Here is a 21,568-nt window from a genome sequence, read left to right on the forward strand (position 1 = left end):
GGCTCAAGGGAGACAGCTACCGCATGCGCGGCCGAGACCTCGGACGGGTCCCCGCCGCCAACACCAGGGAATGACCAACATCAACTGACAACGGGTCCACTTTTCATCCGTTGCCTCCGGTCCACGATTGCGCCGTTGCCGACAAAGCGGATACGGAACGGCTCACCTCCGCTCGCGCGGAGAGGACGTCAGCGACGGACACGAGTTCAGCACCAGCGACGGCTCACCTCCGCTCGCGCGGAGAGGACATCAACGGCGACTCCGCGGTGAACCCCGACGCCGGCTCACCTCCGCTCGCGCGGAGAGGACCGCGCCGGGGTGGCCAGGTGAGGCCCGACCTGCGGCTCACCTCCGCTCGCGCGGAGAGGACGACATCGCGACCGTGTCAGGTTCCGGCTGACGCGGCTCACCTCCGCTCGCGCGGAGAGGACCAACGAACCGGTGGTGGCCCGGTGACGATCCACGGCTCACCTCCGCTCGCGCGGAGAGGACCCGTTCCACATGGTCCCGATCCAGTTGAAGAACGTGCTCTCCGCGCGAGCGGAGGTGACCCATCGCCGCCATGGCGGTGCGCGCGGCCGAGACCGTGCTCTCCGCGCGAGCGGAGGTGACCCTGACCACCCCTACGCAGACCTGGGTACCGTCCGGTGCTCTCCGCGCGAGCGGAGGTGACCCGGCGTCCGGGCCGGCGGACATCCAGTCGATGTAGTGCTCTCCGCGCGAGCGGAGGTGACCCGTGCCCACCCACACGCCCATCACCATCGAGCAGGTGCTCTCCGCGCGAGCGGAGGTGACCCGGTCATGGCAGCGGCGAGCGCTGCGAATGTGAGGTGCTCTCCGCGCGAGCGGAGGTGACCCGCCGTCCCAGGAAGGGCCGCCGACGGCATCGGCGTGCTCTCCGCGCGAGCGGAGGTGACCCGGCCGAGGCCGCCCTCGCCCCGCTGCCGGAGCCGTGCTCTCCGCGCGAGCGGAGGTGACCCGGAGACCCACGCATGAGCACCTTCACCTACCTGGTGCTCTCCGCGCGAGCGGAGGTGACCCGGACACGCAGGACCCGGCGACGACGATCCGCCCGTGCTCTCCGCGCGAGCGGAGGTGACCCGCACCGGGAGGTCCACGCCGATACGGGCCGCGAGTGCGCGCGCGCTGAGCGGAGGGCGCCCGGCAGGAGAAAACCCTGGTCAGGCGCCCTCCGTCGGCTCTCTAAAAGAGGCCCAGCTTCTTCGGGGAGTACGACACCAGGAGATTCTTCGTCTGCTGGTAGTGGTCCAGCATCATCTTGTGGTTCTCGCGGCCGATGCCGGACTGCTTGTAGCCGCCGAAGGCCGCGTGGGCCGGGTAGGCGTGGTAGCAGTTGGTCCAGACGCGGCCGGCCTGGACGGCGCGGCCGGCCCGGTAGGCGGTGGACATGTCGCGGGTCCACACGCCGGCACCGAGGCCGTAGAGGGTGTCGTTGGCGGTCTTCATGGCGTCGTCGAAGTCGCTGAAGGACGTCACCGAGACGACCGGGCCGAAGATCTCCTCCTGGAAGATCCGCATGTGGTTGGAGCCCTCGAAGATGGTGGGCCGGACGTAGTAACCGCCCGCCATGTCCCCGTCGTAGGTGACCTGTTCGCCGCCGGTGAGGATCTTGGCGCCCTCCTGCCGGCCGATGTCCAGGTAGGAGAGGATCTTCTGGAGCTGGTCGTTGGAGGCCTGGGCGCCGACCATCGTGTCCGTGTCCAGGGGGTGGCCGGGCACGATCTTCTCGGTGCGGGCCACGGCCGCGTCCAGGAAGTCCCGGTAGTGGCCCTGCTGGATGAGCGCGCGCGACGGGCACGTGCACACCTCGCCCTGGTTGAGGGCGAACATCGTGAAGCCTTCCAGCGCCTTGTCCAGGAAGTCGTCACGGGCCGCGGAGACGTCGTCGAAGAAGATGTTCGGGCTCTTGCCGCCGAGTTCGAGGGTGACCGGTTTGATGTTCTCGCTGGCGTACTGCATGATCAGCCGGCCCGTCGTCGTCTCACCGGTGAAGGCGATCTTGGCGACGCGCGCGCTGGAGGCGAGCGGCTTGCCGGCCTCTGCGCCGAAGCCGTTGACGATGTTGACCACGCCCGGTGGCAGCAGGTCCCCGACGAGGTCGACGAGGACGTGTATCGACGCCGGGGTCTGCTCCGCGGGTTTGAGCACGACCGCGTTGCCGGCCGCCAGCGCCGGGGCGAGCTTCCAGACGGCCATGAGGATCGGGAAGTTCCAGGGGATGATCTGGCCCACGACGCCCAGCGGCTCGTGGAAGTGGTAGGCGACGGTGTCCTCGTCCAGCTCGCTGAGGCTGCCTTCCTGGGCGCGCAGGGCACCGGCGAAGTAGCGGAAGTGGTCGATGGCGAGCGGGATGTCCGCGGCCAGGGTCTCCCGGACGGGTTTGCCGTTCTCCCAGGTCTCGGCGACCGCCAGTTGCTCCAGATGCTCCTCCATCCGGTCGGCGATCCGGTTCAGGATCACGGCGCGCTCGGCGGGCGGGGTGCGGCCCCAGGCGGGCGCGGCCGCGTGCGCGGCGTCGAGCGCGGCCTCGACGTCGTCGGCGGTGCCGCGTGCCACCTCGGTGAAGGGGCGGCCGTCGACCGGGCTGGGGTTCTCGAAGTAGCGGCCGCCCTTCGGCGGGACGTACTCCCCGCCGATCCAGTGGTCGTAGCGGGCCTGGTAGGAGACGATCGCTCCCTCGGTGCCGGGCGCGGAGTAACGGGTCATCTCGATGGCCTCCTCGGTTGCGCGGGGGCCGCCGCGCGCGGTGCGGCGCGCGTGCGGTGGGGCACCGGCGCAGTCGGCCGGTCCGGCGGAGGGTAGTGACGGGAACGTTGCAACGACGTTGCGCCAGGCCGCACACCGGGCGTGCGGCCCGCACCGGGTCAGGGCAGGCGGTGGCCGCCGTGTTCGGCGTCGAGCGCCCGGACGCGTTCCAGCACCGGGGCCTGGCGCGGGGACCCGTGGGGGAGCGCCGACGCCAGCGCCGTCCAGGCCTCCAGGTCCTCGGCGCCCCAGGGGGAGGCGGTCCAGGCGGACAGCAGCTCCGGGTCGCGGCGGGCGAACAGGCCCTCGCGGAGCTGTCCGTGGACGCGCCGCCGCAGCCGGCGCACGGCCGGTGCCTGCGAGGAGGGGAGCAGCGGCCCCCGGTACGCGGCCAGGGCCGCCGCGGGCGCTCCGGCCGCCAGGTGGCGCAGGATGGTGTCGACGTCCGTGGCCACCGGGGCGGTCAGCCGGTAGGGGCGGGAGCGTAGCAGCCCGTCGCCGAGGATCCGGCGCAGGCGGGAGAGCTCGGCGCGCGGGGTGACGGGGGTGGTGTGCTCGTCCTCGTAGAGGGCGACGAGCAGTTCGTCCCCGGTGAGGCCCTCGGGGTGGCGGGCGAGCAGGAGCAGCAGCTCGCTGTGGCGCCGGCTGAGGCGGAGTGCGCGGCCGTCCCGGGTGAGCACCGCCTCGTCGGTGCCGAGGGCGGAGAGCTCCGCGTCGGGCGAGGGCACCGGAAGCGGTGCCTCCAGGGCGAGCTGTGACTCCGCGGCCCGCGCGACCGCCTGGACGAGGGCCAGGCTGTGCGGGTGGGCGAGCCGGTCGCCGCCGGTGATGTCCACGGCGCCGAGGAGGCGTCCGCTGTGCGGGTCGTGGACGGGCGCGGCGGCGCAGGTCCAGGTGTGCACGGTGCGGGTGAAGTGCTCGGCGGCGAAGACCTGGACGGGCCGGTCGAGCGCGACGGCGGTGCCGGGTGCGTTGGTGCCGACGGCCGACTCGCCCCAGGCGGCGCCGGGGACGAAGTTCATGCCGTCGGCGCGGCGCCGCGCCGCGGAGTGGCCCTCGACCCACAACAGCCGTCCCCGGGCGTCACAGACGGCGAGCAGGTGTTCCCCGTCCACGGCGACGGTGCCCATCAGGTCCCGGAACAGCGGCATCACCCGGGACAGCGGGTGTTCGGCGCGGTAGGTGTCGAGTTCGTCCCCGGGGAGTTCGACCGGCGCGGTCCCGTCGGGGCTGACGCGCGCGCGGGCCGAACGGCGCCAGGAGTCGGCGACGACGGGCCGGACGGAGGGGGCGTGCGGCGCGGCGCCGCGCGCTGTGGTGTGGCCGGATCCGGACGTGTCCCGCCCCGCCGGGTCCGCCGTGAAGGCGTCGTGCGCGCGGCGGATGGCGCCGGCCCGTTCGGCGGGGTCGGCGCCCGGTTCGAGGGCGACCCAAGGATTGACCAAGGCGGCTTCCCGGAATGGATGAGCGCGGCGGAATCGTTTCCCATCGTGGCGGTGGCGCGGGTCGTTCGACAACAGGCCGGCACGCACCACGCGCGTACAGCGGAACGGCAAGGGCCGGTGGGAGACCGGCGGCAGGCGAACGGCGGACCGGGCCGGCGGGCCCAGTGGGAGGCGGCTGATGAGTCGGGAGACGGACACGGCGGGGGAGCTGGCGGCCTTTCCCGCCGGGTGGGAGCGCTGTCTGGCGGTGGTGGCCCACCCGGACGACCTGGAGTACGGCGCCGCGGCCGCCGTCGCCGTCTGGACGGAACAGGGCAAGCACGTCAGCTATCTGCTGGTCACCCGGGGCGAGGCGGGGATCGACGGGCGGGAGCCGGGGGAGTGCGCGCCGTTGCGTGAGCGGGAGCAGCGGGAGAGCGCGGCGGCCGTCGGTGTGGAGAGCGTGGAGTTCCTCGACGGCTACCCGGACGGGGTGATCGAGTACGGCCCGGGGCTGCGCCGGGACATCGCGGCGGCGATCCGCCGCCACCGCCCGGAGGTGGTGCTGACCCTCAACCACCGCGAGACCTTCGGCGGCACCGTCCTGAACTCGCCGGACCACCGGGCGGTGGGCCAGGCCGCCCTGGACGCGGTGGGTGACGCCGGCAACCGGTGGATCTTCCCGGAGCTGTCCCGGGAGGGGCCGGCCCCCTGGGACGGGGTGCGCTGGGTGGCGGTCGCCGCCTCGCCCCGGCCGACGCACGCGGTGGACGTGACGGACGGCCTGGAGCGTGGGGTGCGCTCCCTGCTCGCGCACCGGGCGTACATCGAGGGTCTGACCTGCGAGGACCCGGAGAGCTACGCCCGGGCCTTCCTCACCGGCAACGCGGAGGCCGCCGCGGCCCGGTTCGGCGGGCGCCCGGCGGCCACCTTCGAGGTGTTCGCCCGCTGACCCGGGCCGGCGGGACCTGCCGGGTGCCCCGGAAGGCGTCAGGGCAGCCGCAGCGGCCGCCGCTCGAAGGCCACGGCCAGGTCCTCGCCGATCCGGGCGGCCGTCTCGCGGAGCGCGGGCAGCAGGCCGGCCCGGGATTCCTCGGCGGTGCCCCGCCCGGTGTGGGTGGAGACGTTGAGCGCGGCGACCGTCCGGCCGTCGGGCCCGGGGACGGGGACGGCCAGGGAGCGCAGCCCTTCCTCCAGTTCCTCGTCGACCAGGGCGTGCCCGTCGGCCGCCACCGCGTCCAGGATCCCGCCGAGGGCGGCCGGGTCGGTGACCGTGCGGTGGGTGAAGCGGGGCAGCGGGCCGGCGGACAGGAGCGCGGCGCGGTCCGCGGGGTCCAGCCCGGCCAGCAGGACCCGGCCCAGTGAGGTGGGCGCGGCGGGGAAGCGGGTGCCGATGGTGATGGTGACGCTCATGATGCGGTAGGCGGGGACGCGGGCGACGTAGCGGATCTCCCGGCCGTCGAGCACGGCGACCGAGGCCGACTCGTGGACGCGGGCGGTCAGTTCGCGCAGATGCGGCTGGACGATCTCCGTGAAGTCCAGCTCGGACAGGTGTGCGTAGCCGAGCTCCAGGACCCGGGGGAGCAGGTGGAAGCGGCGTTCGTCGTGGCGGACGTAGCCGAGCTGTACGAGGGAGAGCAGCGCGCGGCGGGCGGTGGCTCGGGGCTGGCCGGCCGCGCGGGCGGCCTCGCTGAGGGTGAGTCCGCGGGGGTCGGTGCCCAGCACGGCGAGCACGTCCAGGCCCCGGGCCAGGGACTGGAGGAAACCGGCGCCCAGTTCCCGCTTGGCCTCGGCCACCGGGGTGAGGGGCCGTGCCCCCGCGGTGGCGCGCGGGGGGCGCGAGCGGGCCGCGGCCAGGGCCGCGGTCATCTCGGGGAGGAGGGCGCGCAGCTCCGGCAGGGCCGTGGCGGTGAGGGAGGCGGCGGTGTGGCGGCCGGTGGTGCTGACCACGCTGACCCCGCAGGCCCGCCGGCCGTCCGGGCCGGTGACCGGCACGGCCACGGCGATCAGGCCGGGTTCCAGCCGCTGGTCGTCGACCGCCCAGTCGGGGGCGTCCGGGCCGGTGACCAGGCCGGCGGCGCAGCGGTCGGCGGGCAGCAGGTCGCCGATGCGGAAGACGGGGGTCATGGCGCGGCGCCGGATCACCTGGGCGACGAAGCGCACGCCGTCGCCGTCGGGCACCGCGACGGACACCGACTCGTCCAGCGCGCCGGCGAGGCGTTCGGCGAAGGGCTGGAGGGCGTCCGCCGTGCCGCTGCCCGCCAGGTAGGCGTTGCCGAACCGCATCAGGCCGGGGGAGAGGACGAGGTCCCGGCCCGTCGCGCGGAGCAGGCCGAGGCGGAGCAGGGTGGAGACGACCCGGTCGACGGTGGCGCGGGCCAGTCCGGTGGCGTGGACCAGGTCGCTGGGGCGCAGCCGTTGCTCGTCCGCCGCGGCCGTCGCGCGGAGCACGGCGAGGCCGCGCTCCAGCGGGCCCACCACCGGCCCGGCGGGCGTGTTCGCCGGCGGGCCGTCCGGCGGCGGGCCGTCCGGCGGCGGGCCGTCCGGCGGCGGGCCGGGTACGGCCGTGTCCTCGCCGGTCATGGCGGCCTCCTGTGCTCTCGTCGGGTGTTCTCTTCGCGCGTCCCGGTGCCGGCCGCGCGCCGGTCGCCGTGGGCGGTCCGGCCCGATCCGGGACGGACCGTTGACAGCGGCGGGCGGCAGGACGGAAACTCACCGGAGATTATGAACTAACGTTCACCCCGCGAACAAGTGAGAGGGCATGGCAGAGATCCGCAGCCTGCGCGATGCCGTCGCCGATCTGATCCACGACGGTGACACCGTGGCGATGGAGGGGTTCACCCATCTGATCCCCTTCGCCGCCGCCCACGAGGTGATCCGCCAGGGCATCACCGACCTGACCCTCGTCCGGATGACGCCGGACGTCGTCTACGACCAGCTCATCGGCGCGGGACTGGTGAGAAAGCTCGTCTTCTCCTGGGGTGGCAACCCGGGCGTCGGCTCCCTGCACCGCTTCCGGGACGCCGTCGAGAACGGCTGGCCGCGCCTCCTCGAACTGGACGAGCACAGTCACGCCGGGATGGCCAACCGCTATGTCGCCGGCGCCTCCCGGCTGCCGTTCGCCGTCCTGCGCGGCTACCGCGGCAGTGACCTCGCCGACCGCTCGGACACCGTCTCCACCGTCACCTGCCCCTTCACCGGGGAGCGGCTGGCGGCCGTCCGCGCGCTCAACCCCGATGTCACCGTCATCCACGCCCAGCAGGCCGACCGTGCGGGCAACGTCCAGCTCTGGGGGCTGACCGGGGTGCAGAAGGAGGCCGCGCTCGCCGCGGAGCGGGTCCTGGTGACGGTGGAGGAGATCGTCGACACCCTGGAGCCCCGGCCGCGCTCGATCGTCCTGCCCGGCTGGGTGGTGACGGCCGTGGCCCACGTCCCCGGCGGGGCGCACCCCTCCTACGCCGCGGGCTACTCCGTCCGGGACAACGGCGCCTACGCGGACTGGGACCCGGTCTCCCGGGACCGCGAGGCCTTCCAGACCTGGCTGAAGGACAACGTGCACGACAGGAGCGAGCCGCAATGACCACCGACGCCCCCGCCGTGCCGCCGGCGGATCGCACGGAGTGGACCTCCGACGAGCTGATGACCGTGAACGCCGCGCGGGCGCTGGCCGGCGCCCGTACCTGCTTTGTCGGCATCGGGCTGCCCAGCGCCGCCGCCAACCTCGCCCGGCACACCGCCGAACCGGGCCTCGTCCTGATCTACGAGTCCGGCACCCTCGGCTCCCGCCCCACCCGGCTGCCGCTCTCCATCGGCGACGGCGAACTCGCCGACACCGCCGACGCGGTGGTCTCCGTGCCGGAGATCTTCAACTACTGGCTCCAGGGCGGCCGGATCGACGTGGGCTTCCTCGGCGCCGCGCAGGTCGACCGCTTCGCCAACATCAACACCACCCTCGTGGACCGCGGCCCCGACCGCCCCGAGGGGCGGCTGCCCGGCGCCGGCGGGGCCCCGGAGATCGCCGCCAACTGCGGCCGGGTGCTGCTGGTCCTGCGCCACTCCACGCGCAACTTCGTGCGGAAGCTGGACTTCGTGACCACCGTCGGCCACGGCGCCGGCCCCGGCGACCGGGAGCGGCTCGGGCTGCTCGGCGCCGGCCCGACCGCCGTCATCACCGACCTGGGCATCCTGCGGCCCGACCCGGAGACCTCCGAACTCGTCCTCACCGACCTCCACCCCCAGGTCACCGTCGAGCAGGTGCGCGCCGCCACCGGATGGGAGCTGCGGGTCGCCGGGGAGCCGGCCGTCACCGCGCCGCCCACCGGCGCCGAGCTCGCCGCCCTGCGCGCGCTCCGGCCCGCCGGCCGGGACGCGTGAGCCGCCCGGCCGCCCGCCCCCGCGGCCGGGCGTGCCCCGGCGCCCGCCGTGCCCCGCGACCCCAGGAGAACCCGGTATGAACCTGCCGAACCCCGCGCCCGTCCCCGCGCCGGAGTCGGTGACGCCCCCGCCCCCGGGACCGCCCGCCCAGGCGGAGATCGACCGCGAGATCGCCGAGCTGCACCGGGCGTACCAGCGGGACCGCGCGGGGGGCGCGCCGGCCCGCCACCACCCGCCGCGTGACTTCACGCCGTACCGCAGCAGCGCCCTGCGCCACCCCACCCGGCCGCCGGTCGCGGTGACCGGGGATCCCGAGGCCGTCGAGCTGCACGGCCCGGTCTTCGGCGTCACCGACGTCACCGACCTCGACGCCGACCTCACCCGCCACCACGCCGGTGAACCCCTCGGCGAGCGGATCACCGTCACCGGCCGGCTCCTCGACAGCCGAGGCCGCCCGGTGCGCGGCCAGCTCGTGGAGGTCTGGCAGGCCAACGCCTCCGGCCGCTACGCGCACCTGCGCGACCAGCACCCCGCGCCGCTCGACCCCCACTTCACCGGTGTGGGCCGCTGCCTCACCGCCGAGGACGGCACCTACAGCTTCACCACCGTGAAGCCGGGCGCCTACCCCTGGCGCAACCACACCAACGCCTGGCGCCCGGCGCACATCCACTTCTCCCTCTTCGGGACCGCCTTCACCCAGCGTCTGGTCACCCAGATGTACTTCCCCGGCGACCCCCTCTTCCGCCACGACCCGATCCTCTCCGCGGTCACCGACGCCGCCGCCCGCGAACGGCTCGTCGCCGCCTACGACCACGACCTGTCCAGCCCCGAGTGGTCCCTCGGCTACCGCTGGGACATCGTCCTCGACGGACCCGCCGCGACCTGGATCGAGGAAGGCCGATGAGCACCACCCCCGCGCTGCCGCCCACCCCCTCGCAGACCGTCGGCCCCTTCTTCGGCTACGCGCTGCCCTTCACCGGCGGCAGTGACCTGGCCCCGCCCGGCCACCCGGACACGATCACCCTCCACGGCCGGGTCCTCGACGGGGCCGGGGAGCCCGTCCCCGACGCGCTGCTGGAGTTCTGGCAGGCCGGCCCCGACGGCTCCCTGTCCGGCGCGCCCGGCTCGCTCCGCCGCGACCCGGTCACCGGCGCCGTCCTCGGCCGGGACGGCGTCGAGTTCACCGGCTTCGCCCGGATCGCCGTCGACGCCGACGGGCACTACGCGCTCCGCACCCTGGCCCCGGGCGGCGCCCCGTATGTGTCGGTGTGTGTCTTCGCCCGCGGGCTGATGCACCATCTGTTCACCCGCGCCTACCTGCGGGACGACCCGGACGACGCGCTGCTCGCCGCGGTGGACCCGGAGCGGCGGCACACCCTGCTCGCCCCCGAGGAACCCGGGCGGCACCGCACCCACCGGTTCGACATCCGCCTCCAGGGCGGGGAGGAGACGGTGTTCCTTGAGTTCGGCTGAGCCCCCGCCCGGCGGCGGGAGCGCCCCCGCGGACGGGGACGACGCGGGGCTCCTCTCTCCCGTCCGGGCCGCCACCGCCGCCGAGGCGGCCACCGGCGACCGCGCCTGGCTCACCGCCCTGCTCGACGCCGAGACCGCCCTGGTCCGCGCGCAGGCGGCGCTGGGCCTCGCGACCCCGGCGGCGGCCGGTGCCGTCGCCCGCGCGGCGCGCGAGACCGCGGCCACCACCGACCTGCGCGGACTCGCCGAGCGGGCCCGCTCCGGAGGCAACCCCGTCATCCCGCTCGTCCACGACCTCACCGCGGCCGTGGCGCGGACGGACCCGGACGCCGCCGGTTCCGTCCACCGGGGCGCCACCAGCCAGGACATCCTGGACACGGCCACGATGCTGGTGGCCGCCCGGACCCTGCCGCTCCTCCTCGCCGACCTCGAACGCGCCGCGGCGGCCCTGGCCACGCTCGCGGCCCGGCACCGTGCCACCCCCATGGCCGGCCGCACCCTCACCCAGCACGCCGTGCCCACCACCTTCGGGCTCAAGGCCGCCGGCTGGCGCGCCCTGCTGCTCGACGCCCACGACCGGCTCTCCGCCCTCCTCGACGGCGGCCTCCCCGCCCAGCTCGGCGGCGCCGCGGGAACCCTGGCCGCCTTCGGGGCGTACGCGGACGCGGAGGCGGCTGCCGGCGAGGGACCGGGGGAGACCGGCCCGGACGGCCACGCGGCCGGGGAGAGCCCGCCGGACGCCGGCGGCCCCGGCCTGCGCCTGGCCACCCGGTACGCCCGCGAACTGGGCCTCGCCGAACCGCCGCTGCCCTGGCACACCCTGCGCACCCCGGTCGCCGACCTGGCCGCCGCGCTCGCGTTCACCGCCGGCGCGCTCGGCAAGTTCGCCGCCGACGTGCTGGTGCTCTCCCGGACGGAGATCGGCGAGGTCGCGGAGGGCACCGGCGGCGGCTCCTCCGCCATGCCGCACAAGGCCAACCCGGCCCGCGCGGTGCTCATCGCCGCCGTGGCCCGGCAGGTGCCGGCGCTCGCCGCCGTGCTCCACGGCTCGCTCGCCGCCGAGGACGAGCGGCCCGGCGGCGCCTGGCACGCCGAGTGGCAGCCGCTCCGGGAGGCCCTGCGCCTGACCGGCGGCGCCGCCGAGGCCGCGTCCGGGCTCGCCGAGGGGCTGCGGGTGGATCCCGCGCGGATGCGGCGGAACCTGGGCCTCACCCGGGGGCTCGTCGTCTCCGAACGCCTGACCGCCGCGCTCACCCCGCTTCTCGGCCGCGCCGAGGCCCGGGACGTCCTCACCGCCGCGGCCCGCCGCACCACCGCGGACGGCGTCTCCCTGGCGGACGCGCTGGAGGAGGCGCTGGGCGCCGACCCCGCCGTCCGCCGCGCCCTGCCGCAGCACCGGCTGCGGGAGCTGACCGACCCGGCGCGCTACACCGGCGAGGCGCCGGCGCTCACCGACCGCGCGCTGCGCCGCGTACCCCGCCGGACGGTCGCCGGGCCGGCCGGACCCGCCGGACCCGCCGGGCCGGAGGAGCCGGCACCGGCCCCGCCGCACCGGGAGGAGAAGCCCTCATGACCGGCCGCCCCCTCGCCCACCACCGGCTCGACGGCCCCCGGGCCGCGCCCCCGCTGATCCTCGGCCCCTCCCTCGGCACCTCCACGGCGGTCTGGGAACCCCAGCTCGCGGACCTCGCCCGGGAGCACCGGGTGCTCCGCTGGGACCTCCCCGGCCACGGAGGCACACCGGCGGACATCCTGCCCTCGGTGTGCGAGCCGGGCGCCACCACCGTCGCGGACCTCGCCCGGCTGGTGCTCGACCTCGCCGACCACCACGGCTGGCCCCGCTTCGGCTACGCCGGGATCTCCCTCGGTGGCGCCGTCGGCGCCCACCTCGCGGTGCACCACCCCGAGCGCGTCGGGGCGCTGGCCCTGGTCTGCTCCTCCGCCCGCTTCGGCGAGCCCGCCGCCTGGCGGGAGAGGGCCGCTCTGGTGCGGGAGCGGGGGACCGCCGCGGTGCTGGCGGCCACCCCCGGCCGCTGGTTCGCCGACCCGGACGCGGCCGCCGCCTCCGGACCCGGGGGCGCCGTCCTGGCCGACCTCGCCGCGGCCGACCGGCACGCCTACGCCGCCTGCTGCGACGCGCTCGCCGGCTACGACCTGCGCGCGGCGCTCGGCGGGATCTCCGCGCCCACCCTCGTCGTCGCCGGCCGCGACGACCCGGCGACGCCCCCGCCCCACGCCCGGGAGCTCGCCGACGCCATTCCCGGCGCGGACCTGCTCGAACTCGGCCGCGCCGCGCACCTCGCCGGTCTCGACCGGCCGGCGGACACCGGCCGGGCCCTCGCGGCGCACTTCGCCGCCCCCGCGGGCCGGTCCCGGCACGGGGAGACCGCCCACCACGGCGCCCCGGCCCGGCCGGGCGCCCCCGCCCACCCCGACACCCCTTAAGGAGCCCCTGATGCGCACGACCGTCGGCATCATCGGCGGCGGCCCCGCCGGGCTGCTCCTGGCCCGGCTGCTGGACCGCGCCGGGATCGAATCCGTCGTCCTGGAACACCGTGACCGCGCCTACGTCGAACAGCGGCAGCGCGCCGGCATCCTCGAACAGGGCACCATGGACGCGTTGCGCGCCTGCGGCGCCGGCGAGCGCATGGACCGTGAAGGACTCGTCCACCACGGCATCGAACTCCGCTTCGACCGCCGCGGTCACCGCATCGACTTCCCCTCGCTCACCGGCGGGCGGGGCGTCATGGTGTACGCGCAGACCGAGGTGGTGAAGGACCTCGTCGCGCTGCGACTGGCCGAGGGCGGGCCGCTGCTGTTCGAGGCCGAGGCCGTCGCGGTGGAGGGGACGGAGACCGGCGAGCCGCTCATCCGCTTCCGCCACGAGGGGCGCGAGGAGACCCTCTCCTGCGAGGTCGTGATCGGCTGCGACGGCTTCCACGGCATCGCCCGCCAGGGGATACCACGGAGCGTGCGCCGCACCTACGAGCGGGTCTACCCCTACGGCTGGCTGGGCATCCTGGCCGATGTCCCGCCCTCCTGCGAGGAACTGATCTACGCCCACTCCCCGCGCGGTTTCGCCCTGCACAGCATGCGCACGCCCGAGATCAGCCGTCTCTACCTCCAGGTCCCCTCGGACACCGACCCGGACGACTGGCCCGACGAGCGGATCTGGGACGAACTCGACGCCCGCTTCGCCGTCGACGGCGACTGGGAGCTGCGGCGCGGGCCGATCACCCAGAAGTCCGTCACCCCGATGCGCAGCTGGGTCACCGAACCGATGCGCCACGGGCGGCTGTTCCTCGCCGGCGACGCCGCGCACATCGTGCCGCCGACCGGGGCGAAGGGGCTCAACCTGGCGATCGCGGACGTCTGCGTGCTCGCCCGCGCGCTGGAGCACTGGCGGTCCACCGGCTCCGAGGACCTCCTCGACGCCTACTCGGACACCTGTCTGCGCCGGGTCTGGCGGGCCGAGCACTTCTCGTACTTCATGACGACGGCCCTGCACACCGACCCCGGGCAGAGCGCGTTCGACGGCAAGCTGCAACTGGCCCAGTTGCACCGGATCGCGGACTCCACCGCGGCGGCCACGGAACTGGCCGAGAACTACACGGGCATCCCGCTGGGCTGAGCGGCCGGGGCGCCCGCCCCGCCACGCCCCTCTGCCCCGCCGCTCCGGGATCCGGGCGGCCGCCGGGGCGCGGGGGCCGCCGGTCAGGCGGGGGCGGGCGCGGCGCCCAGCGGGTCGTCCAGCACGTCCTGCACCACCGACCGCGCGGCGCCGAGCAGCGCGGCGTCCCGGCCGAGCCCGGACACCACGATGCCGCCGTGCGCCGCGCGGGCCGGGTCCGCCACATGACGGCGCAGTTCGCGCTCCGCGGCGGGCACCACCCACGGCGCCAGCTCCGTCAGCGCGCCGCCGAGCACCACGGCCTCCGGATCGAGCAGGTTCACCACCCCGGCCAGCGCGGTGCCCAGGGCCGCGCCCGCCCCGCGCAGCGCGCGCCGCGCGGCGCCGTCCCCGGCGCCGGCCCGGTTCCGCAGCTCCGCCACGCCCGCCGGTCCGCGCTCGTCGATCCCCGCGGCCCGCAGCACGGCCTCCTCCCCCGCGTACCGCTCCAGGCACCCGCGCCCGCCGCACGCGCAGCGCAACCCCTGAGGGCGTACCGGGACATGCCCCAGCTCACCGGCGAAACCGTGCGCCCCGCGCAGCAGGGCGCCGTCCACGACGACCGCGGCGCCGATGCCGATCTCCGCGGAGACGTAGACGAAATCGCGCGGCGCGGGGGAGTGGCCACCGCACCACAGCTCCGCCAGCGCGCCGATGTTGGCCTCGTTGGCGACGGTGACCGGCAGGGTGAGCGCCTGTGCGAGCGGGGCCCGGGCGTCGAGGCCCTCCCAGCCCAGATTGGGAGCGCGCACCACCGTCGCCGCGTCCCGGGCGACCAGGCCGGGGACGGCCACCGTGAGGCCCGCGGGCCGCAGCCCCTCCCGGCCGGCGTCCGCGGCCACCCGCGCGCACAGCCGGGCCAGCCGCCGCAGTACCGGCCCGGGCGCGCTGCCCCGGTGGGCGGCGGGTTCCTCCGCCCGCACCCGTACCCGGCCCCGCAGGTCGACGGCGCAGACCGCGAGGCGGTCCACGCCGATCTCCGCCCCCAGTCCCGCCGGGCCGCTCTCGCTCAGCGCCAGTTCGCTGCCCGGGCGGCCGACGGTGCCGGGGCGGCCCGGGCCGAGTTCCACCAGCAGTCCCGCCCGGTCCAACTCCTCGACCAGCGTGGACACGGCGGAGCGGGTCAGCCCGATCCGGGAGGCGACCCCCGCCCGGGAGATCGGCCCGTGCGTGGCCACGGTGTGCAGGACCAGGGAGAGGTTGCGCCGCCGCATGCCGTGCTGGGTGCCGGGCGCCGGTACGGCCACCGCCCGCTCCCTTCTGCCGTGTCTGTCGTGTCCGTCGTGCTCGTGTCCGTGTCCGGCGGGTCCGCGCCGGGCCCGTCGTGTGCGCCGGGTCCGTGTGCGCCGGGTCCGCCGTGGTGCGCTCGTGCGGCCCGGGCGTTCCGGGGTCCGTGTGGTCCAGCGCCGAAGCGTTGACCGCCGGCGGAGCGCCTGGGCGCCACCTCGCCGGCCACCACGAGCGGCGGTCCCGTTCGACGGCCGGCGGGCCCGGCGGCGGTGCCGGATGCCGGGCCGTCCCGCCGACCTTATGCCGTCCGGCCGGCGGCCGGGCGGGCCGCCCACCCCGGCGCGCCGGAGCCGGGGCGGGCTCGGAGCCCGGCCCACGGACGCGCCGCCCGCGGACCGGGTCCGCCGTCCCGGGTCAGCCGCCGAGCAGCGGGCCGGCGTTCTCCAGGGTCCGCGCGATCCGTTCCAGCGCGGCCTCGTCTCGTTCGACGGGGTCCAGGAGCAGGCCGCGGTCCGTGCCCCAGCGCCGGGCGACCTCCGCCGGGTCCTCGCCGGTGACCAGCCCCGCCGCCTGCGCCGCCGCGCCCAGCGCGACCAGCTCGGAGGCCTCGGGGACCAGCACCGGCCGCCCGGAGAGCCGCCGCACCGTCTCCCGCCACGCGGTGCCCCGCGCCCCGCCGCCGATGAGCAGGACGGGGGCCGCCGGGTCGGCGTCCTCGTCCAGGACCAGGTCCAGCGCCGACAGCAGCGCGTACACCGCGCCGTCGTAGGCGGCCTGGAGGATCTGGCCACCGGTGGTGTCGTGCCGCAGCCCGTGGAGCAGCCCGGAGGCGTAGGGCAGGTTCGGCGTGCGCTCGCCGTCCAGGAACGGCAGCACCACGGCGGAACCGCCCGGTTCCACGTCCTCCCGGTCCCGGCCGAGCACCTGCGCGACCCGGTCCACGGCGAGCGTGCAGTTGAGGGTGCAGGCCAGGGGCAGCCAGTCGCCGCGGGCGTCGGCGAATCCGGCCACCGTGCCCGTGGGGTCGGCCGGACGGCGCGCCGAGACGGCGTAGACCGTGCCGGAGGTGCCCAGGCTCAGCACCGGCCGGCCCTGCCGGAGGCCGAGTCCCAGCGCGGCGGCCATGTTGTCGCCGGTGCCCGCGCCCACCACGGCGCCGGGCCGCAGCGGCAGCCCGTCCAGGCCGTCCCGTACCGTGCCCGCGGCCTCGCCGGGTGCCACCACCGAGGGCAGCAGCGCGGGGGCCAGCCCGACCCGGCCGAGGAGGTCCTCGTCGTACCGGCCCGCGGGGGAGCCGTCCCCGCCGAGCCACCAGCCGGTGCCGGAGGCGTCCCCGCGGTCCGTGGCGGCCTGTCCGGAGAGCCGCTCGGTCAGGTAGTCGTGGGGCAGCCGCACCGCCGCCGTGCGCCGGGCCGCCTCCGGCTCGTTCTCCAGCAGCCAGGCCCACTTGGTGACGGTGAACGCCGGGGCCGGGACGGAGCCGGTCCGCTCGGCCCACCCCTGGGCGCCGCCGAGTTCCCCGACCAGCCGGTCGCGCTGCGGCGCGGAGCGCACGTCGTTCCAGAGCAGCGCGGGGCGCACCGGCCGCCCCGCGCCGTCCAGGGTCACCAGGCCGTGCTGCTGGCCGCCGACCGCGATGCCCTCCGCGCGCCGGGCCGCCTCCCCGCAGCCGCGCAGCGCCTCGCCCAGCGCCTCCCACCACTGCTCGGGGTCGCTCTCGCGCCCCGCTCCGGTGGAGACGCGGTGCGGGGCCTGCCCGCGGGCGACGATCTCCCCGGTGGCCGCGTCGACGACCAGTGCCTTGGTGGACTGGGTGGAGCTGTCCACCCCGACCACGAGTGGCCCGCCGTCCGGCCGCCGGCCTTCCGCTGCTGTCATCGCGCGATCCCTTCCTCCCGGCGGGCCCCTGCCGTCCCGCCGGCGCCCGCCGCTCCGGTCCTCTGCCGCTGTGTCGGCCCTGCTGTTCCGTGCTGTCGGTGTTTGCCCGTGCCCGGCCGGCATCCGTGTCGCCGGTGTTGGTCCGTGCCGGGGCGCGGCCGGGTTCCCCGGGGCCCGGTCGGTTCCCGGCCTTCCCTGTCGCGCCTGTGCATACTAATTTGTTCAGTGCCCTGACGAAATACCTGAGGAGCCGCGATGAACTACCAGCCCACCCCGGACGACAAGTTCAGCTTCGGCCTGTGGACCGTGGGATGGCAGGGGCGCGACCCGTTCGGTGACGCCACCCGCTCCGCCATCGACCCCGCCGAGTCCGTACGGCGCCTGGCGGACCTCGGCGCCCACGGCGTGACCTTCCACGACGACGACCTGATCCCCTTCGGCGCCTCCGAGAGCGAGCGCGAGGGGCACATCAAGCGCTTCCGGGAGGCGCTGGACGCCACCGGGGTGGTCGTCCCGATGGCCACCACCAACCTCTTCACCCACCCCGTCTTCAAGGACGGCGGGTTCACCTCCAACGACCGTGACGTGCGCCGCTACGCGCTCCGCAAGACCGTGCGCAACATCGACCTGGCCGCCGAGCTGGGCGCCCAGGTGTACGTCGCCTGGGGCGGGCGTGAGGGCTCCGAGTCCGGCGCCGCCAAGGACGTCAGGGTCGCCCTCGACCGGCTGAAGGAAGCCTTCGACCTGCTCGGCGAGTACGTCACCGAGCAGGGCTACGAGCTGCGCTTCGCCCTGGAGCCCAAGCCCAACGAGCCGCGCGGTGACATCCTGCTGCCCACCGTCGGGCACGCGCTGGCGTTCATCGAGCGGCTGGAGCGCCCGGAGCTCTACGGCGTCAACCCGGAGGTCGGCCACGAGCAGATGGCCGGGCTCAACTTCGCGCACGGCATCGCGCAGGCCCTGTGGGCGGGCAAGCTGTTCCACCTCGACCTCAACGGCCAGTCCGGCATCAAGTACGACCAGGACCTGCGGTTCGGCGCGGGCGATCTGCGCTCCGCCTTCTGGCTGGTCGACCTGCTGGAGACGGCCGGTTACACCGGCTCGCGCCACTTCGATTTCAAGCCCCCGCGCACCGAGGACTACGACGGCGTGTGGGAGTCCGCGGCCGGCTGCATGCGCAACTACCTCATCCTCAAGGAGCGCGCGGCGGCGTTCCGCGCCGACCCGGAGGTCCAGGAGGCGCTGCGCGCGTCGCGCCTGGACGAGCTGGCCCGCCCGACCCTCGGCGAGGGCGAGACGCTCGCCGGGCTGCTGGCGGACCGTACCGCTTTCGAGTCCTTCGACGTCGAGGCGGCAGGGGGGCGCGGGATGGGCTTCGAGCGGCTGGACCAGCTGGCGATGGACCACCTGCTCGGCGTCCGCGGCTGACACCGGGCGGAACGGACCGGGGCGTGCGCGCGGACCGCGCACGCCCCGGCAGCCGCCCTCCGCGGTCCGGGCCGGTAGGTGAGCGGCCCGCCCGACCCTTCCGGGTCCGCGGGGGCGGATCTCAGGGTCGGCTCGGGGTGGGCGGCGGAACCCCGGGGGCGGCGCCGGGCGTTTCCCCGGTGGGCGGCGCGTGCCGCCCGGGCTGTACGAAGGAGGCGCGGGAGATGTCGAACAGGACGAAGGTCGTCGTCGGTGGTGCGGTGGGCGCCGTGCTGCTGCTGTGGCTGCTGCCCTTCTGGGCGGCGCTGCTGGTGATCGTCGGGGTGCCGGTGGGCGCGTATCTGATGCTGGACCCCTCCCAGCGGCGCCGGCTGAGGCGGGTGAATCGCCGGGAGCTGGGCCGCTGAACCCGCGGCCGGGCATCCGGCGCCACTCCCGGGTGCCGCCGCGCCACCGTGGGCAGGTGTGCGGCGGGTACGGCGGGTGGCCGTACGGGTCAGGGCGTGGCGAGGGCGGGAGGCGGGGCGGATGGACGCCAGGGTGGTGGCGGTCGGCAGGGACGCGGAACACCGGTTCTCCAAGGAGACCGCCCCGGTGATCCGGCTGCTCGCCGGGCTCGGCGTGGCCGGCGACGCGCACCTGGGGGTGACCGTCCGGCACCGCTCGCGGGTCGCCCGGGACCCGTCCGCGCCCAACCTCCGCCAGGTCCACCTCCTCCAGCGGGAACTCCTCGACGAGGTGGCCCGGGACGGGTACGCGGTGGCCCCGGGGCAGCTGGGTGAGAACGTCACCACCGCCGGTCTCGACCTGCTCGCCCTCGGCACCGGCACACTGCTGCGCCTCGGGGGCGAGGCGGTGGTCGAGGTGACCGGGTTGCGCAACCCGTGCGCGCAGATCAACCGTTTCCGGCCCGGGCTGCTGCGCCGCGTCCTCGGCCGTGACGAGCGGGGCGCCCCGGTGCGCCGGGCCGGGATCATGGGTGTCGTCCTGACCGGCGGGGAGGTGCGGCCGGGGGACCGGATCGTGGCCGAACCGCCGGCCGGCCCGCACCGCCCGCTCGCGCCCGTCTGAGCACGCCCCGGCAGTCCTCGCGCGCCGGGCGGACGAGGGCTGCCGGGCGCGGGCCGGTCCCGGGCACGGGCCCGGCCCCGGTACCGCCGGCTGGTCAGGCCGGTTTCGCCGCCAGCCCGTCGAGCGCGGTGAGCAGCGCGGGCAGCCGTGGCCCCCGCTGTAGCGGGAACACATCTCCCGGCGCGTCGTCCAGCAGCACGAACGCCATGTCGTCGGTGCGCGCCACCATGCTCCAGCCCGGCCCGTCGGCCCGCAGGGTCCGCGCCCCGTCGGAGGCGAAGGAGGAGCGCACCCGGCCGGGCGGCGGCGGGGTCTCCACGTAGGCGTGCGCCTCCCGCAGCACCCTCCGCAGCCCCGGGTGCGCCACCCGCGGGGAGGCCCCGGGGCCCTGGCCGACCGGCGTGGTGTCACCGGGCCCGGCCGGGGCCTCCGCCTCCGGCGCGGGGTCCGGTTCGCCGCCCCCGGCGGGGGGTGTGCTGTTCCCGCCGGCTGTGCTGTCCGTGCCGTCGGTGCCGCTGCCGGGTCCGGGTTCGTCGAACTGCTCCCGCCAGACGGCCCACTGGAGCGCGATCTCGTCCGCGCCCAGTCTGCGCTGTGCCGGTCCCCACTCCGTCGCGTCGGGTGGGGCGAGCGGCGGCGGTCCGCCGTCCGGACCGGGCGCGGGATCGTGCGGCGCGGGCACTCCGGGGGCGGCGACGGCCAACGCCAGTGGCCAGCCGGGCAGCACGCCCACGACGCTCCGCTCGTCGGGGGAGAGGTCGTACTCCATGCCGCAGTCCCAGGCGGCGAGCGCGCAGGCGACCAGCGAGACGTCGTCCACCACCACCGTCCAGCGGGCCCCCTCGCCGTCCTGGCCGAGCACCAGCCCGTACCCCTCCTCATACGGGGTCAGGCCCAGCGCCGCGCACACCTCCGGGTAGTCGTCGCCGAGCACGCTCGGGAAGCGGGCGGGTGTGAGCAGGACGGCGGTCAGGACGAACAGGGCGTCCTCACCTGCCGCGCTCTCCTCCGTCGCGGACACGGCGGCCTCCCATCGGGATCGGTGGTCCGCGCACCCTAACCAGTGGGTAACCCCGGCGTCGAGACTCCGGGGGAGCCGGCCCGGCGCGGTCCGCCCGGGGGGCGCGGGGCCGGGCGTCGCGTGCCGCGCGGAGCCACGGTCATCCGCCGGGCACTCCGCGCGTTCCGCCGCCCGGATGCGCTGCTCCACTCCGCCACGGGCCCGGCCTCACCTCCGTAGAGTGAGGAGCCCGGCGACACCGTGAGGGGGCGGGCGGTATGAGACGTTACGACCGGCTGAGGGAGATCCGGCGGCTGGACCCGGAGCGGGATTTCCTGCGGATCTACCGGCTCACCTCCTGCTACGAGTTCCCCTGGGACACCGTCCGCGCTCTGGAACTCGCCCTGTACCGCACCTACGCCGTGCCGCGCATCGGCCGATTGCTCGCGCGGACGGGGGAGTTCACCGGCCGCACCCAGAAGCGGTACGACGACACCGCGCTGCTCCTCGACGCGATCCTGGAGCACGGCTTCGACAGCGAGCGGGGGCGCGTGGCCGTCCGCCGCGTCAACCAGATGCACCGCGGCTACGGCATCGGCAACGACGAACTGCGCTACGTGCTGTGCACCTTCGTGGTGGTACCGCGGCGCTGGATCGACGCCTACGGCTGGCGGCGGCTGTCCCGGCACGAGGTCCGCGCGTCCGTGGCGTACTACCGCACCCTGGGCCGCCACATGGGCATCCGCGACCTCCCCGGCAGCTACGAGGAGTTCGAGCGCTGTCTCGACGCCTACGAGGCCGCCCACTTCGGCTGGGACGAGGGCGGGCGGCGGGTGGCGGACGCGACGCTCGGACTCGTGGCGTCCTGGTACCCGGCGCCGCTGGCCGGGCTCGTGCGCGACGCGAGTCTGGCTCTGCTGGACGACGCCCTGTTGCGGGCCTTCCGCTACGCGCCCCCCAAACCCGCCGTGCGCACGGCGGTGCGCACCGCCGTGCGGCTGCGGGGCCGGGCCGTTCGGCTGCTGCCGCCGCGTGCGAAGCCGCGCTACGCACGGGAGAATCCGCAGATCAAGAGCTATCCCGGGGGCTATCGCGTGAGTGAGCTGGGCACCTTCCCGGTGGCCGGGGCCGGGGGGTGCCCGGTGGCGCGCTCCGGCGGCAGTCCTTCCTGACGTCCCTGGGGCTCCGGGGCTTCCCGTACTCCACGCCGCGTCCTCCCGTGCTCCGGACGCTTCCCGGCGGGGTGTGCGCCGG

The 21,568-nt window shown here is 76.0% G+C and carries 18 protein-coding genes and 1 CRISPR repeat array; of the genes, 12 read left to right on the forward strand and 6 right to left on the reverse strand.

The features are described 5' to 3' along the window. The first annotated feature begins 525 nt into the window (after positions 1 to 525). A CRISPR array of direct repeats spans positions 526 to 1,103; the repeat unit is 29 nt; unit sequence GTGCTCTCCGCGCGAGCGGAGGTGACCCG. A 100-nt stretch (positions 1,104 to 1,203) separates the two neighbouring features. Together exaC and HCK00_RS06050 are read right to left on the reverse strand one after the other, a co-directional pair. Continuing rightward, complete coding sequence (gene exaC, locus HCK00_RS06045; protein ID WP_168100739.1) at positions 1,204 to 2,727, reverse strand: acetaldehyde dehydrogenase ExaC; 1,524 nt, start codon at positions 2,725 to 2,727, stop codon at positions 1,204 to 1,206. Positions 2,728 to 2,885: 158 nt separating this feature from the next. Beyond that, positions 2,886 to 4,211, reverse strand: coding sequence for a GAF domain-containing protein (locus tag HCK00_RS06050; protein WP_168100740.1), 1,326 nt, complete (start codon positions 4,209 to 4,211; stop codon positions 2,886 to 2,888). A 178-nt stretch (positions 4,212 to 4,389) separates the two neighbouring features. Here HCK00_RS06050 and HCK00_RS06055 point away from each other — a divergent pair, with 178 nt between their 5' ends. Next, entirely contained in the window at positions 4,390 to 5,142 is a 753-nt protein-coding gene (locus tag HCK00_RS06055) for a PIG-L deacetylase family protein (RefSeq protein ID WP_168100741.1), read from the forward strand. Positions 5,143 to 5,180: 38 nt separating this feature from the next. Here HCK00_RS06055 and HCK00_RS06060 read toward each other — a convergent pair whose 3' ends face one another. Next, positions 5,181 to 6,773, reverse strand: coding sequence for an IclR family transcriptional regulator domain-containing protein (locus HCK00_RS06060; RefSeq protein ID WP_168100742.1), 1,593 nt, complete (start codon positions 6,771 to 6,773; stop codon positions 5,181 to 5,183). Positions 6,774 to 6,951: 178 nt separating this feature from the next. Here HCK00_RS06060 and HCK00_RS06065 point away from each other — a divergent pair, with 178 nt between their 5' ends. The 7 genes from HCK00_RS06065 (at position 6,952) to HCK00_RS06095 (ending at position 13,668) form a co-directional block, all read left to right on the forward strand. Then, entirely contained in the window at positions 6,952 to 7,770 is an 819-nt protein-coding gene (locus tag HCK00_RS06065; RefSeq protein WP_168100743.1) for a CoA transferase subunit A, read from the forward strand. Continuing rightward, the gene (locus HCK00_RS06070) at positions 7,767 to 8,564 is read left to right on the forward strand and encodes a CoA-transferase subunit beta (RefSeq protein WP_168100744.1); all 798 of its coding nucleotides are present in this window, start codon (positions 7,767 to 7,769) and stop codon (positions 8,562 to 8,564) included. Before HCK00_RS06065 ends, HCK00_RS06070 begins: the two co-directional genes overlap by 4 nt. Positions 8,565 to 8,640: 76 nt before the next feature. Continuing rightward, on the forward strand, positions 8,641 to 9,468 hold the full coding sequence (pcaH, locus tag HCK00_RS06075; RefSeq protein ID WP_168100745.1) for a protocatechuate 3,4-dioxygenase subunit beta: 828 nt from the start codon (positions 8,641 to 8,643) through the stop codon (positions 9,466 to 9,468). After that, positions 9,465 to 10,037: a protocatechuate 3,4-dioxygenase subunit alpha gene (gene pcaG / locus HCK00_RS06080; RefSeq protein ID WP_168100746.1), complete on the forward strand. Its 573-nt coding sequence runs from the start codon at positions 9,465 to 9,467 to the stop codon at positions 10,035 to 10,037. Before pcaH ends, pcaG begins: the two co-directional genes overlap by 4 nt. Then, the gene (gene pcaB / locus HCK00_RS06085; protein WP_168100747.1) at positions 10,024 to 11,610 is read left to right on the forward strand and encodes a 3-carboxy-cis,cis-muconate cycloisomerase; all 1,587 of its coding nucleotides are present in this window, start codon (positions 10,024 to 10,026) and stop codon (positions 11,608 to 11,610) included. Before pcaG ends, pcaB begins: the two co-directional genes overlap by 14 nt. Continuing rightward, a complete protein-coding gene (locus HCK00_RS06090) occupies positions 11,607 to 12,482 on the forward strand; it encodes an alpha/beta fold hydrolase (protein WP_168100748.1) in 876 nt (291 codons plus the stop codon). The genes pcaB and HCK00_RS06090 overlap by 4 nt, the downstream gene beginning before the upstream one ends. Before the next feature lie 10 nt (positions 12,483 to 12,492). Then, positions 12,493 to 13,668: a 4-hydroxybenzoate 3-monooxygenase gene (locus tag HCK00_RS06095; protein WP_168100749.1), complete on the forward strand. Its 1,176-nt coding sequence runs from the start codon at positions 12,493 to 12,495 to the stop codon at positions 13,666 to 13,668. An 83-nt stretch (positions 13,669 to 13,751) separates the two neighbouring features. On the opposite strand, the gene HCK00_RS06100 is transcribed toward HCK00_RS06095, so the two are convergent. Together HCK00_RS06100 and xylB are read right to left on the reverse strand one after the other, a co-directional pair. Beyond that, positions 13,752 to 14,921: an ROK family transcriptional regulator gene (locus tag HCK00_RS06100; RefSeq protein ID WP_168101029.1), complete on the reverse strand. Its 1,170-nt coding sequence runs from the start codon at positions 14,919 to 14,921 to the stop codon at positions 13,752 to 13,754. 430 nt (positions 14,922 to 15,351) lie between these two features. Further along, positions 15,352 to 16,815 carry a xylulokinase gene (gene xylB, locus HCK00_RS06105; RefSeq protein WP_168100750.1) on the reverse strand — a complete coding sequence of 488 codons (1,464 nt, stop codon included), beginning with the start codon at positions 16,813 to 16,815 and terminating at the stop codon, positions 15,352 to 15,354. Positions 16,816 to 17,070: 255 nt separating this feature from the next. On the opposite strand from xylB, the gene xylA reads away from it, so the two are divergent. The 3 genes from xylA to HCK00_RS06120 all read left to right on the forward strand — a co-directional run bounded on the left by xylA (position 17,071) and on the right by HCK00_RS06120 (position 19,314). Next, the gene (gene xylA, locus HCK00_RS06110) at positions 17,071 to 18,243 is read left to right on the forward strand and encodes a xylose isomerase (RefSeq protein WP_168100751.1); all 1,173 of its coding nucleotides are present in this window, start codon (positions 17,071 to 17,073) and stop codon (positions 18,241 to 18,243) included. A gap of 224 nt (positions 18,244 to 18,467) precedes the next feature. Further along, on the forward strand, positions 18,468 to 18,650 hold the full coding sequence (locus HCK00_RS06115; protein ID WP_168100752.1) for a tail-anchor membrane protein: 183 nt from the start codon (positions 18,468 to 18,470) through the stop codon (positions 18,648 to 18,650). A gap of 121 nt (positions 18,651 to 18,771) precedes the next feature. Continuing rightward, positions 18,772 to 19,314 (forward strand): MOSC domain-containing protein, encoded by a 543-nt coding sequence (locus HCK00_RS06120; RefSeq protein ID WP_168100753.1) that lies wholly within the window; start codon positions 18,772 to 18,774, stop codon positions 19,312 to 19,314. 94 nt (positions 19,315 to 19,408) lie between these two features. On the opposite strand, the gene HCK00_RS06125 is transcribed toward HCK00_RS06120, so the two are convergent. Next, entirely contained in the window at positions 19,409 to 20,335 is a 927-nt protein-coding gene (locus HCK00_RS06125; RefSeq protein WP_168100754.1) for a hypothetical protein, read from the reverse strand. A 257-nt stretch (positions 20,336 to 20,592) separates the two neighbouring features. Here HCK00_RS06125 and HCK00_RS06130 point away from each other — a divergent pair, with 257 nt between their 5' ends. Then, a complete protein-coding gene (locus HCK00_RS06130) occupies positions 20,593 to 21,486 on the forward strand; it encodes an oxygenase MpaB family protein (protein WP_168100755.1) in 894 nt (297 codons plus the stop codon). Positions 21,487 to 21,568 lie beyond the last annotated feature (82 nt).

The sequence above is a fragment of the Streptomyces zingiberis genome, assembly GCF_012034935.1.
GTDB lineage: Bacteria > Actinomycetota > Actinomycetes > Streptomycetales > Streptomycetaceae > Streptomyces > Streptomyces zingiberis.

Bases quoted from the DNA above. Each gene is read 5' to 3' on its own strand.
- xylB (WP_168100750.1), bottom strand. From the start codon at position 16,815: ATGACAGCAGCGGAAGGCCGGCGGCCGGACGGCGGGCCACTCGTGGTC.
- xylA (WP_168100751.1), top strand. From the start codon at position 17,071: ATGAACTACCAGCCCACCCCGGACGACAAGTTCAGCTTCGGCCTGTGG.
- HCK00_RS06065 (WP_168100743.1), top strand. From the start codon at position 6,952: ATGGCAGAGATCCGCAGCCTGCGCGATGCCGTCGCCGATCTGATCCAC.
- HCK00_RS06090 (WP_168100748.1), top strand. From the start codon at position 11,607: ATGACCGGCCGCCCCCTCGCCCACCACCGGCTCGACGGCCCCCGGGCC.
- HCK00_RS06115 (WP_168100752.1), top strand. From the start codon at position 18,468: ATGTCGAACAGGACGAAGGTCGTCGTCGGTGGTGCGGTGGGCGCCGTG.
- HCK00_RS06060 (WP_168100742.1), bottom strand. From the start codon at position 6,773: ATGACCGGCGAGGACACGGCCGTACCCGGCCCGCCGCCGGACGGCCCG.
- HCK00_RS06070 (WP_168100744.1), top strand. From the start codon at position 7,767: ATGACCACCGACGCCCCCGCCGTGCCGCCGGCGGATCGCACGGAGTGG.
- HCK00_RS06120 (WP_168100753.1), top strand. From the start codon at position 18,772: ATGGACGCCAGGGTGGTGGCGGTCGGCAGGGACGCGGAACACCGGTTC.
- HCK00_RS06130 (WP_168100755.1), top strand. From the start codon at position 20,593: ATGAGACGTTACGACCGGCTGAGGGAGATCCGGCGGCTGGACCCGGAG.
- exaC (WP_168100739.1), bottom strand. From the start codon at position 2,727: ATGACCCGTTACTCCGCGCCCGGCACCGAGGGAGCGATCGTCTCCTAC.
- pcaG (WP_168100746.1), top strand. From the start codon at position 9,465: ATGAGCACCACCCCCGCGCTGCCGCCCACCCCCTCGCAGACCGTCGGC.
- HCK00_RS06055 (WP_168100741.1), top strand. From the start codon at position 4,390: ATGAGTCGGGAGACGGACACGGCGGGGGAGCTGGCGGCCTTTCCCGCC.
- HCK00_RS06100 (WP_168101029.1), bottom strand. From the start codon at position 14,921: ATGCGGCGGCGCAACCTCTCCCTGGTCCTGCACACCGTGGCCACGCAC.
- HCK00_RS06095 (WP_168100749.1), top strand. From the start codon at position 12,493: ATGCGCACGACCGTCGGCATCATCGGCGGCGGCCCCGCCGGGCTGCTC.
- pcaH (WP_168100745.1), top strand. From the start codon at position 8,641: ATGAACCTGCCGAACCCCGCGCCCGTCCCCGCGCCGGAGTCGGTGACG.